Below are 11,907 nucleotides of genomic sequence, written 5' to 3' on the forward strand. Positions count from 1 at the left end.
TTGACATTACAAATAAAAATAGTATAATAACATTATACCACACCCCTGGGGGGTGGTTATAGGAGGGATTAATATGAAAGAAGAAAAAGTTAAGATATCAGGTATGACATGTACTGCATGTGCAAGCAGAGTTGAAAGAGTAATAAATAAGCTTGAAGGAGTAGATAATGCAAGTGTAAATTTTGCTACTGAAACTTTGAGTGTTAAATATGACAATGAGAAAGTAAATAGCTCGGACATTGAAAAAGCTATAGAAAAAGCAGGCTATGGAATTGAAAAAAATACTAAGAATTATAGTTTTAAGGTTGAAGGAATGACTTGTTCAGCTTGTGCAAATAGAGTTGAAAGGGTGACTAAAAAGGCAGATGGAGTTATAAATTCGTCAGTAAATTTTGCTACAGAAAAATTAAATATAACTTTTGATGAAAATAAAATATCTATTAATGATTTGAAAAATATCGTAGAAAAAGCAGGATATAAATTAATAGTAGAAGAAAAGAAAGAAAGTGAAGTAAATAAAATTCCAGCGCATAAAAAGCTTTGGTATAGATTTATTTTATCAATAGTATTTACGATACCTTTATTAATAATATCCATGGGTCATATGGTAGGAATGCATTTACCTAATATTATAGATCCTATGATGAATCCATTAAATTTTGCAATAATTCAACTTGTATTAACCTTACCAGTTATGATAGTAGGATATAAGTTTTATTTAATAGGATTTAAGAATTTATTTAAATTAAGTCCTAATATGGATTCGTTAATAGCTATAGGGACATCAGCGGCAGTTATTTATGGTTTATTTGCTATATATAAAATAAATATTGGTGATCATGAATATGCAATGCATTTATATTTTGAATCAGCAGCAGTAATACTTGCATTAATAACTTTAGGCAAGTATTTAGAAGCTGTATCAAAGGGAAAAACTTCAGATGCTATTAAGAAACTCATGGGATTAGCTCCTAAGACTGCAAATATTATTAGAGATGGCAAAGAACTTACTATTCCTATTGAAGAGGTAAAAGTTTCAGATATTGTAATTGTAAAGCCAGGTGAAAAGTTGCCTGTTGATGGAGAAGTTATAGAAGGAAATACATCAATAGATGAATCTATGCTTACAGGAGAAAGTATTCCAGTTGAAAAGAGTGTAGGAAGTAAGGTAATTGGTGCAAGTATTAATAAAACAGGATTTATAAAATATAGAGCTACTAAAGTTGGAGATGATACAGCACTTGCTCAAATAATTAAATTAGTCGAAGATGCTCAAGGAACAAAAGCACCAATAGCAAAACTTGCTGATGTAATAGCAGCTTATTTTGTACCAACAGTAATAGGATTAGCTATTATAGCAGCCTTAGCTTGGTATATATCTGGTGAGTCAGCTGTATTTTCTCTAACTATATTTATAGCAGTTTTAGTTATAGCATGTCCTTGCGCTTTAGGATTAGCAACACCTACGGCAATTATGGTAGGAACAGGGAAAGGTGCTGAAAATGGAGTTCTTATAAAAGGTGGAGAAGCTCTAGAAACTGCGTATAAAATAGAAACTATTGTTTTTGATAAAACTGGAACTATAACAGAAGGAAAGCCAAAGGTAACAAATATAATTAGCAAAGATATAAGTGAAACAGATATTTTAGCATTAGCAGCCAGTGCAGAAAAAGGTTCAGAGCATCCATTAGGAGAAGCTATAGTAAGAGCTGCAGAAGAAAAAAATATTACGTTGAAGAAGATTGAAGAATTTAAAGCTATACCAGGTCATGGGATAGAAGTAAAAATAGAAGGCAGTATTATTGCCTTAGGTAATAAGAAGCTAATGACAGAAAGAGGAATAGAATTAGGTGACTTACATGATAAATCTAATAAGTTAGCAGAAGAAGGAAAAACTCCTATGTTTTTAGCTATAGATAATCAAATAAAAGGAATTGTAGCAGTTGCAGATACAGTTAAAGAAAATAGTAAAAAAGCTATAGAAGCTATCCATAATATGGGGATAAAAGTAGCAATGATAACTGGTGATAATGAAAAAACAGCAAGAGCCATTGCAAAAGAAGTAGGAATAGACATTGTCTTAGCAGAAGTGTTACCTGAAGATAAGGCGAGTGAAGTTAAAAAATTACAAATCGAAAATAAAAAAGTAGCAATGGTTGGAGATGGAATAAATGATGCTCCAGCATTAGTTCAAGCTGATGTAGGAATAGCAATAGGATCAGGAACAGATGTAGCTATAGAATCTGCAGATATTGTATTAATGAAGAGTGATTTAGTAGACGTTATAAAAGCAATTCAGTTGAGTAAAGCGACTATAAATAATATAAAACAAAATTTATTCTGGGCATTTGCATATAACGTGTTAGGAATACCAGTAGCAATGGGAGTACTTCATATTTTCGGAGGTCCATTATTAAATCCTATGATAGCAGCTGGTGCCATGAGCTTAAGTTCTGTATCAGTATTATTAAATGCATTAAGACTTAGAAAATTTAAAGCAAACATTTAGTTTGTGTCGAATGTCCTTGACATATGTTGAAATTTTGATAAAATTAAGATGTAAATTAAATATTTGTAGATAGAGGTTGCAATAATTAATAGTAATATTAATGAGGTAAGCACGATGATTTAATATGAAAGGAATTATTGCCGAAGTTTATAATTTTGCTTAAGGATTTTAAACTGGTTTTGTATAAAATATATGCAAAGCTGTCACAATAATTTGTGGAGAGCTATCTTTGTGTTTGTTTAAAGTTTGCAATAAATACGAGCCCAAAGAGAAATCTTTGGGCTTATTTTTTTAGGAGAAAAGTATGGAAAAGAAGCATATGAAAAAGGAAATTACTTTATTTATGGCTACTATGCTTGTGTGTGGAAATATGATAGGCTCAGGTGTATTTATGTTACCAGCAACATTAGCAGATGTATCTGGCCCACTAGCAACAATGATTGCTTGGATAATAACGACAATTGGATCAATATTGATAGCTATATCCTTTGCTAATTTAGGATCTAAATATCCATCTACAGGTGGAGCTTATCAATATACAAAAGAAGCTTTTGGAGAATTTGCAGGCTTTTTAAGTGCTTGGTTATATTGGAATGGTTCATGGATTGGTAATGCAGCTATAATAGTAGCATTAGCTAGTTATAGTGCAGCAATAATTCCGGCTCTTAACAATCCATTAGCTTCAATAATATATACTAGCTCAATATTATGGATATTTACAATTATAAATATAGTGGGTGTTAAGAAAGCTGGAAAGATACAGTCATTTGTAACAGTATTTAAAATTGTATTTTTTGGATTATTTGTAGTAGTAGCCTTTTTAAATTTTGATAGTGCTAATTTCTTACCATTGATGCCGGATGGGAAAGGTCTTGAATCAGTTCCTCTTGCTGCCACTTCTACTTTGTGGGCTTTTGTTGGATTAGAAAGTGCAACTGTAACTGCAGGTGAAATTAGTAACCCAGAAAAGAATGTAAGAAAAAGTACAATTTATGGAATGATAATTTCAGCAATAATATATATTTTAATAAGTGTAGCTAGTATGGGAGCAATGCCTAATGGAGAGCTATCTACAAGTTCTGCACCTCTTACTGATATATTAACTAAGATTTTAGGTTCTGCAATAGGAAAACCTCTAGCGATATCAGTAGTTATATGTATTTTAGGTACAACTATTGGTTGGTTATTATCAACTGCAAGAGTTGCCTATGCTGCAGGAGAAGATGGCGTATTTCCTAAGGGATTTGGGAAACTACATCCTAAATATTCAACACCTTCAAATGCTTTAATAATAGGCTCAGTACTTGTAAATATATTACTTATAATGAATTATCAAAAAAGTATGGTTTCAGCATTTACTTTTATAACTATACTTGCTACATTAGCATTTTTGCCAGTATATCTTTTAACTGCATGTGCAGAAATTATGCTTATGTTTAAAGGTGAAAAAGATATAACGTTAAAAATTTTCTTGAAGAAATCTTTTGTTCCTTTATTAGCATTTATATATACAATGTGGACTATATATGGTTCAGGAGCTGAAATAGTAATGTGGGGATTTATACTTATGTTACTTGGGGTTCCATTTTACATATACAATCATCATAAAAATAAAAAAACATTATAAACAAAACTAAAAATAGTAAAAATAAGCTTATTCTTATAAAAAATAAGGATAAGCTTTATTTTTATTTTCAAAAAATTTTGCTACTGTAAAAAAAATAATTATATGTTAGAATTAATAAGATATAAAAGTTTACATAAAGGTGATGGGAGGTAAATATGAGCAAAATAGATGAGATTTATAATGCTTTAAAAGAGTTAGAAGTAAAAAATAATCAAGGAGTAACAGCAAGTGAACTTAGTATTTTTATGAAGTTAGACAGGGCTAATGTAAGTAGATATTTAAATCAGCTTTATAAAGATGGAGTTCTTAACAAAATAGAAGGCCATCCAGTTAAGTACAGCTGCGTTACTAAAAATGAAGATAAAAAGTCAAAAGAAATTAAGAAAGCTTATAAAGAGATAAAGCGAAATACTCTTGATACATTAGTTGGGGCTAAATTAAGTTTACAAATGCCAATTCAACAAGCAAAAGCTGCAATATTATATCCTCCGAGAGGATTGCACACTTTAATTTTAGGTGAAACTGGTGTCGGTAAATCTATGTTTGCAGAAGCTATGTATAACTTTGCAATAGAGTCAAAGGTTATAGGAGAAGAAGCACCTTTTGTTAGATTTAATTGTGCAGATTATGCAGATAACCCACAACTAGTTATGGCTCAAATATTTGGAGTAAAGAAGGGTGCTTATACAGGTGCTGATTCTGATAGAGATGGACTGCTAAAAAAGGCTCATGGTGGAATATTATTTTTAGATGAAATTCATAGGTTATCTCCACAAGGTCAGGAAATGTTATTTACATATATAGATAAAGGACATTTCAGAGTGCTAGGAGATACTGAAAAACTTGTTAATGTGGAAGCACAAATTATTGCAGCAACCACAGAAGATCCTCAATCATTCTTACTTAAAACTTTTAGCAGAAGAATACCAATGGTGATAACCTTGCCATCATTAAAGGAGAAGAATATAAAAGAAAGATATTATTTGCTTAGAGAGTTTATAGAAAATGAATCTCAAAGAGTTTCAAAGAGTATTTATTTTAATAAAAATGCATTAATATCATTTTTATTATATGATTGTCCTAATAATATAGGTCAATTAAAAAGTGATCTTCAACTTTCTTGTGCAAGAGCATTCTTAAAATATAAAGCTAAAAATAAGGACTATATATTAGTTGATCAGGAAGATTTACATCAGAGAGTAAAAATGGGCCTTATGAAGTTACAAGAGTATAGAGATGAAGTTGATGAGATATTAAACAATATGGGGGATGTTCTTAAATTTTCATATAGAGATAAAATTGCATTAATAGAAGATAGCCAAAACTTAGAAGAATTTAAAGAAAGAGCTATGTTTTATGACAGAATTGAACAAAAAATAGAAGAGTTAAAAAATGATGGAATAGAAGAAAAAGAAATTGATGAAATTTTAAATATAGATATAGAAAAATATTTTAGAAAATATATAAGAGACTTACCAGAAAAATTTAGAAAAGATGAAATATCAAAAGTTGTTGATGTTGAGATAGTAGATTTAGTAGAAGAAATTCTTTTATTTGCGTCTAAAAAGTTAAATAGAGACTATGATGAAAAAGTTTACTTTGGGTTAGCTCTGCATATTCAAGGAAGTTTAGAGAGAATAAGACAAGGTATAAAAATATTTCATCCTAAATTAAACTTTATTAGAGGGGAATATGCTAGGGAGTTTATTGTATCAATGGAAGTTGCTAGCATTATAGATAAAAAATTTAATATAGAAGTACCATTAGATGAAATAGGATATATAACAATGTTTTTAGCAACTAATCCATATGAACAAGATAAAGCAAAAGATGAAAGAGTAGCTGTGCTAGTCATAATGCATGGACATTCTACTGCTTCATCTATGGTAGAGGTTGCAAATTCTTTAATAGGTGAAGAATACGTGCAAGCTTTAGATATGCCTTTAAGTATGAAGGCTGAGGATATGTATAAGATTGCTATGGAAAAAGTAAAAGAAATTCACACTGGAAAGGGAGTTTTTCTTTTAGTAGATATGGGCTCTTTAACTAACTTTGGAGATATGATAAAAGATGAAACTGATATTAAAGTAAAAACTATTGATATGGTTACAACCTTGCTAGTTATAGAAGCAGGAAGAAAAGCATTAAATGGAAGAGGTTTAAAAGAGATATATGAATCTTGCCTTGAAATTAAGAGATATGGAATTCAAGGGGCTGCATCAAAAATAGATCAAAAGGAAAGTATAATAATTACTTCATGCTTTACTGGGGATGGTTCAGCACAAAGATTAAAAGAAATAATAGAAAACAATATAAATAGCAAAATTAATATTAAAATTCATGCTCTTAATATATTAGATAAAGATGATTTTTATAGCAATATAGAGTCACTAAGTCAAAAATATAATATACTTGCTATTGTTGGTGTTTTGAATACCTTTGTCCCTAATATACCATTTATATCAGCAGCAGATATTTTATCTGGAGAAGGGATAGATGATTTAGAAAAGCTTATATCACAAGAAGAAGAGTACTATAAGATAGTAGAGAGTATGGAGAAACAGATAAATAATATTGATTCATATAAGCTTATAAGAGATATAAGGAAAACTTTGATTAATATAGAAGAACATTTAAATATTAAACTAATACATGAAGTGAATATAGGTATATTAATTCATATTTGTTTCTTAATAGATAAGCTAAATAAAGGCGGAAAAGAAACACCTTTCGTAATGTTAAATGAATTTAGGCATTCAAACAATAGAGAGTTTATACTTATAAAACAATGTTTAAAACTTCTTGAAGAGAACTACAGTGTAAATATTGGAGAAAATGAATTGGCTCATATAGTTAAAATGGTAGTTAATAATAAGACATCTGTGTAAAAAAAAGATGAATATATATTGTTATTGTTATGTGTGTAATCAATTGTTACACACTGAAGAATTTTGCTTGTAATTTTGGAAGTGAGTAAATATGCGGTTTCAAGATGGATAATAAGTGAAATTTTTATTAGATTAAATTTGGCATTAAAATTGCTAATAGATATAGTGTAAGGATTTATATATATGAGGAGGTAATTTAAATGAAAAGAATATTACTTGTTTGTTCAGCAGGGATGTCAACATCTCTATTAGTTAGTAAGATGCAAGCAGCAGCTAAAGCTCAAGGAATCGATTGCACAATAAATGCTGTTGGTGAGGCAGAATTAAAGAAACATGAAAATGAAATAGATGTATTATTATTAGGACCACAAGTTAGATTTTTATTAAGCAAAATGAAAGCTAAATTCGAGCCAATAGGAGTTCCAGTAGAGGTAATCAATACAGTAGATTATGGAACAATGAATGGGGAAAAAGTTTTAAAACAAGCGCTATCAATGAGCAGTAAGTAGCAATAATCGTAAAAGGGGTGTAACCAATGGAAAAAATTATAATGGATCTAATAATCTTTAGTGGTGAAGCTAGAAGCTATGCAATGGAAGCAATGCAATTAGCGAAAAATGGACAAATAGATGAAGCAAGAGAATTACTAGAAAAATCAAAGGAAACTCTAGGTGATGCCCATGCAACACAAACTAGTTTAATTCAAGGAGAAGCAGCAGGAGATAGATGTGAAGTATCATTATTATTAGTACATGCACAAGATCACTTAATGACATCAATAGTTGTAAAAGATTTAGCAGAAGAAATTATAGATCTTCATGAAAAGTTAAATAAGGTGGAATGTAGAAATGAATAATTTAGGAATTTCAATATACCCTAGCAATGCCTCAGTTAACGAAATAAAAGATTATATAAGACTTGCTGCGAAATATGGTTTTAAGAGAATATTTACATGTTTAATATCTGCAAGTGATAAGAATATTGATGTTGTTTTAAATGAATTTAAAGATATATTAAGTGTAGCTAATGAAAATGATATGGAAGTTATTGCTGATATAGATCCGAATGTATTTAATAAATTAAAGGCATCTATATTTGATTTAAAAGTATTTAAAGAAATGGGACTATCAGGTATAAGGCTTGACATGGGGTTTAGTGGATATGAAGAATCTGTTATGACTTTTAATGAGTATGGGTTAAAAATAGAATTAAATATTAGTAATGGAACAAAATATGTTGACAACATACTTTCTTATAAAGCAAATTTAAATAATCTTTATGGTTGTCACAATTTCTATCCACATATTTATACAGGTTTATCTTATGAAAATTTTATAACTTCAAGTAAACAATTTAAAGAGTTAGGGATAAGAACTGCTGCCTTTGTGAATTCTCCTTCAGCAGAACATGGACCTTGGCCGGTATCAGAAGGACTATGTACTTTGGAAATGCATAGAGGTTTACCAATAGATATACAAGCTAAGCATTTATTTGCAACTGGATTAATTGATGATATAATCATAGCAAATGCTTTTGCATCTGAGGATGAGCTTAAAGCATTAAGTGAGTTGAATAAAGAAATGCTAGAATTTAATGTTGAATTAGTAGAGGGGATAAGGGATTTAGATAAGAAAATAGTTTTAGAAGAATTCCATTTTAATAGAGGAGATTCTTCAGAATATATGGCAAGAAGCACTCAAAGTAGAGTAAAATACAAGGGAGAAAGCTTCCCACCATACAATTTGGTAGATATAAAAAGAGGGGACATTTTAATTGATACGGATTTATACACTAGATATGCAGGAGAGTTACAAGTAGCTTTAAAAGATATGAAAAACACAGGAAAAACTAATGTAGTTGCTAAGATAGTTGAGGATGAAATATTTCTATTAGACTATATAAAACCTTGGAGTAAATTCTCATTTAAATTAAATAGTAAATGTAAAATTATCTAGTGATTAAAAAAATTCTGGCGAAACCAGAATTTTTTTTATATCTATTTAAAATTAAAATAAAAAAATAATTAATAATATTAACATATTATTACACAAATAAATTATTTATAAATTTGTGTAATGGAATTACACAGACTGGGAAAAATAAGTGTGTAAAAAAATAGAGCTTGAAAGCTAGATATATCAAGGTTTTCAAGAAAAATAAGGATTTTAAAAACTTGGCACACAAATTGCTTTATATATAGTCAAGAAAACAATATCAAATAAAATTCAATGTAAAGGATTTTAAATAATGTTATTAACTGATTAACTCTTTATAATGAAATTATGCATAAAGAATATTCTAAGAGAAAATCAGTAAATATAAACAAAAATTTTAAGGGGGAATTTAAATGGAAAGATTCATGAACTGGATGGAACGTTATATGGTTCCAATAGCATCTAAAATAGGTGCTCAAAGACACTTAGTAGCTATACGTGATGGTTTTGCTACAATAATGCCACTTATGATTATTGGTTCTTTCGGACTTTTAATTCACAATTTTCCGATTCAATCAGTTAAAGATTTGTTTGTAGAAGGACAACCTCTACATTGGCTAGATGTAATTGCACTAAATGTGTATGGTGGATCAATGTTCTTAATGGGACTATTTGCTGCAATATCTATAGGATATGCATTAGGTAAATCATATGATGTTGATGGATTTGCAACAGGATTAGTTACACTAGCATCAAGTTTAGTATTTACAAATATGTTTGCTTATAAAGCTCCAGTTACTTGGGGTGGATTTGATGCAGGAACACTTGGATGGGAACCAGGTATATTTACAAAATGGCTTGGACCATCAGGATTAATTACTATATTAATTGTTACTTTAATTACAGGTACAATCTTTGCTAAGTTATCTCAAAATAAAAAATTAGTTATCAAATTACCAGATGGAGTACCACCAGCAGTATCAAGATCATTCTCAGCATTATTACCAACTATGATAACTTTAACTTTAGTAGGAATAGTATTTGCTATTTGTGAAGCATTTGGATATGCAGAAGTTTATCTACATGTATATAACTTAATTTCAAAGCCATTAATGGGACTTGCAAATTCTTTACCAGTATTATTAGTATTAATATTAATACAACAACTTTTATGGTTCTTTGGATTACATGGATCAAATATATTAGCACCAGTTATAAATTCTATATTCCTTGCTTTAACAGCTGAAAATATGGCAGCTATAGCAGCTGGTAATACAGAAGGAATTAATATTATAAATAGCCAATTCTTAGATTCATATGTAAATCTTGGAGGTTCAGGATTAACAGCAGCATTAATGATAGCTATGATAATTAAATCAAAGAGTGCTATAAATAAATCAATTAGAAACGTTGCAACAGGTCCAGCATTCTTTAACATAAATGAGCCAGTTATCTTTGGCTTACCAATAGTATTAAATCCAATATATATTATACCATTTATAGCAGCACCGATTGCTTCAGCTATCATAGCTTATGTATTAAGTAAAGTAGGATTCGTAGCTCCAGCATCAGCAGTAGTTCCATGGACTTGTCCACCAGTAATATCTGCTTTCTTAGCAACTGGACAATGGCAAGGAGCAGTTGTAGCATTAATTAACATTGCAGTTTCAGTATTAATTTACTTACCATTCGTTGCTTATGCTGATAAGAAGAACTTAGAAATGGAACAAGCAGAAATTGCTTGTGATCAATCAAGCGCCCTATAAATAAAAAATATAAAATAAAAAGTAAAAGGGATAGTTTTATTACTATCCTTTTTGCACAAATTTTAGGAGTTGGTATTATGAGAGAAATTTTATATAAAGTTACACATTTATTTACTTATGCAACAGAAGATAGAAATGATGCAAGTGTTAAAAAAAGAAAATCGCAAGCAGTTACAAATATTTGCGCAATAATAAGTATTTTATTATTCTTATATTTATTAACAGGATTAAATTAATAATTATTGAATTTAATAATATAAATAATTTATTTAAATAAGGGAAAATTATTATTGAGAAAACTTAAGGAGGTCATTGCTATGAAGTTTAAATCATTAATAATTCCTTTAACTATGGTAGCATTGTTATCTGTAGGATGTAGTAAAAATGATAATAGTGGTAATACTAACGAAAATACACCATCTGTAACTGAAAATAATGGTGGTGCAACTAATAATAACGGTGCAAATACTAATAATGGTACTGGTGAAAATAAGGCAGATATGGTAACATCTCCATCACGTGTTACTGATGAAGCAAATTTATTTAGAGCCATTGGAGAAAGTTGGATTGTAATACTAGAAAACGATGTAAATACTACAAAAGAAGTAGTATTAGATACAGGTTTTAAAAAGGCTGATAAAGATGATTCAAGTAAGATGGTACCAGCATCACGTGTATTAGCTTTATATAAAAATGGAGAAAATAAAGTAAAAGAAGCATCATATACTTTAACTACACCTAAATTAACAATTAAAGATGAAAATGCAAAAATAGAAGGTGGAGTAGTTAAAGGAGATGTATATATTGAAGCTAATGGAGTAACGTTAGAAGATGCAACAATAGATGGAAATGTTTACTTTAAAAATGAAGAAGCAAAAAATACATTCCATATGGATGAAAAATCAAAAGTAGCAGGAACTATGGAAGTTAAATAAATATATTAAGAAGCAATATCAAAATAAATTTTATATTAGCTGATAAAAAGGGAAGTTCTAATTCGAACTTCCTTTTTGTCGCATATATAAATAATAGACAAAAGTTTCCACTTAAGTTTAAAACCATCTTTAAAGTAAGTAAAATAAATGCTTTAAAAGGGGCTCGCGTTTTAAACTGATACCTATAGACTAGACACTTAAATAAAAGGGTTTATGGCTATAGGTATTTTTTATATAATTAAATAAAT

The 11,907-nt window shown here is 29.4% G+C and carries 9 protein-coding genes and 1 riboswitch; all 9 genes read left to right on the forward strand.

Annotation, left to right across the window (positions count from 1 at the left end; genetic code table 11):
• The first annotated feature begins 73 nt into the window (after window positions 1–73).
• The 9 genes from I2E83_RS08100 (at window position 74) to I2E83_RS08140 (ending at window position 11,659) form a co-directional block, all read left to right on the forward strand.
• The gene (locus tag I2E83_RS08100; RefSeq protein WP_195429357.1) at window positions 74–2,509 is read left to right on the forward strand and encodes a copper-translocating P-type ATPase; all 2,436 of its coding nucleotides are present in this window, start codon (window positions 74–76) and stop codon (window positions 2,507–2,509) included.
• 62 nt (window positions 2,510–2,571) lie between these two features.
• Window positions 2,572–2,743: riboswitch (Lysine riboswitch) on the forward strand.
• 70 nt (window positions 2,744–2,813) lie between these two features.
• Window positions 2,814–4,136: an amino acid permease gene (locus I2E83_RS08105; RefSeq protein WP_195429358.1), complete on the forward strand. Its 1,323-nt coding sequence runs from the start codon at window positions 2,814–2,816 to the stop codon at window positions 4,134–4,136.
• A gap of 155 nt (window positions 4,137–4,291) precedes the next feature.
• Complete coding sequence (locus I2E83_RS08110) at window positions 4,292–7,024, forward strand: sigma-54-dependent transcriptional regulator (protein WP_195429359.1); 2,733 nt, start codon at window positions 4,292–4,294, stop codon at window positions 7,022–7,024.
• 200 nt (window positions 7,025–7,224) lie between these two features.
• Window positions 7,225–7,533: a PTS sugar transporter subunit IIB gene (locus I2E83_RS08115; protein WP_008678226.1), complete on the forward strand. Its 309-nt coding sequence runs from the start codon at window positions 7,225–7,227 to the stop codon at window positions 7,531–7,533.
• Window positions 7,534–7,559: 26 nt separating this feature from the next.
• Window positions 7,560–7,880, forward strand: a complete 321-nt coding sequence (locus I2E83_RS08120; RefSeq protein WP_195264340.1) for a PTS lactose/cellobiose transporter subunit IIA — start codon at window positions 7,560–7,562, stop codon at window positions 7,878–7,880.
• Complete coding sequence (locus I2E83_RS08125) at window positions 7,873–8,979, forward strand: MupG family TIM beta-alpha barrel fold protein (protein ID WP_195429360.1); 1,107 nt, start codon at window positions 7,873–7,875, stop codon at window positions 8,977–8,979. Before I2E83_RS08120 ends, I2E83_RS08125 begins: the two co-directional genes overlap by 8 nt.
• A gap of 392 nt (window positions 8,980–9,371) precedes the next feature.
• The gene (locus I2E83_RS08130; protein ID WP_195264342.1) at window positions 9,372–10,724 is read left to right on the forward strand and encodes a PTS transporter subunit EIIC; all 1,353 of its coding nucleotides are present in this window, start codon (window positions 9,372–9,374) and stop codon (window positions 10,722–10,724) included.
• Window positions 10,725–10,801: 77 nt separating this feature from the next.
• Window positions 10,802–10,960 carry a hypothetical protein gene (locus tag I2E83_RS08135; protein ID WP_195429361.1) on the forward strand — a complete coding sequence of 53 codons (159 nt, stop codon included), beginning with the start codon at window positions 10,802–10,804 and terminating at the stop codon, window positions 10,958–10,960.
• Between the two features lie 81 nt (window positions 10,961–11,041).
• The gene (locus tag I2E83_RS08140) at window positions 11,042–11,659 is read left to right on the forward strand and encodes a lipofamily protein (protein ID WP_195429362.1); all 618 of its coding nucleotides are present in this window, start codon (window positions 11,042–11,044) and stop codon (window positions 11,657–11,659) included.
• Window positions 11,660–11,907 lie beyond the last annotated feature (248 nt).

The organism is Clostridium sp. D46t1_190503_E9, assembly GCF_015555225.1.
GTDB lineage: Bacteria > Bacillota > Clostridia > Clostridiales > Clostridiaceae > Clostridium.

Bases quoted from the DNA above. Each gene is read 5' to 3' on its own strand.
- I2E83_RS08100 (WP_195429357.1), top strand. From the start codon at position 74: ATGAAAGAAGAAAAAGTTAAGATATCAGGTATGACATGTACTGCATGT.
- I2E83_RS08105 (WP_195429358.1), top strand. From the start codon at position 2,814: ATGGAAAAGAAGCATATGAAAAAGGAAATTACTTTATTTATGGCTACT.
- I2E83_RS08110 (WP_195429359.1), top strand. From the start codon at position 4,292: ATGAGCAAAATAGATGAGATTTATAATGCTTTAAAAGAGTTAGAAGTA.
- I2E83_RS08115 (WP_008678226.1), top strand. From the start codon at position 7,225: ATGAAAAGAATATTACTTGTTTGTTCAGCAGGGATGTCAACATCTCTA.
- I2E83_RS08120 (WP_195264340.1), top strand. From the start codon at position 7,560: ATGGAAAAAATTATAATGGATCTAATAATCTTTAGTGGTGAAGCTAGA.
- I2E83_RS08125 (WP_195429360.1), top strand. From the start codon at position 7,873: ATGAATAATTTAGGAATTTCAATATACCCTAGCAATGCCTCAGTTAAC.
- I2E83_RS08130 (WP_195264342.1), top strand. From the start codon at position 9,372: ATGGAAAGATTCATGAACTGGATGGAACGTTATATGGTTCCAATAGCA.
- I2E83_RS08135 (WP_195429361.1), top strand. From the start codon at position 10,802: ATGAGAGAAATTTTATATAAAGTTACACATTTATTTACTTATGCAACA.
- I2E83_RS08140 (WP_195429362.1), top strand. From the start codon at position 11,042: ATGAAGTTTAAATCATTAATAATTCCTTTAACTATGGTAGCATTGTTA.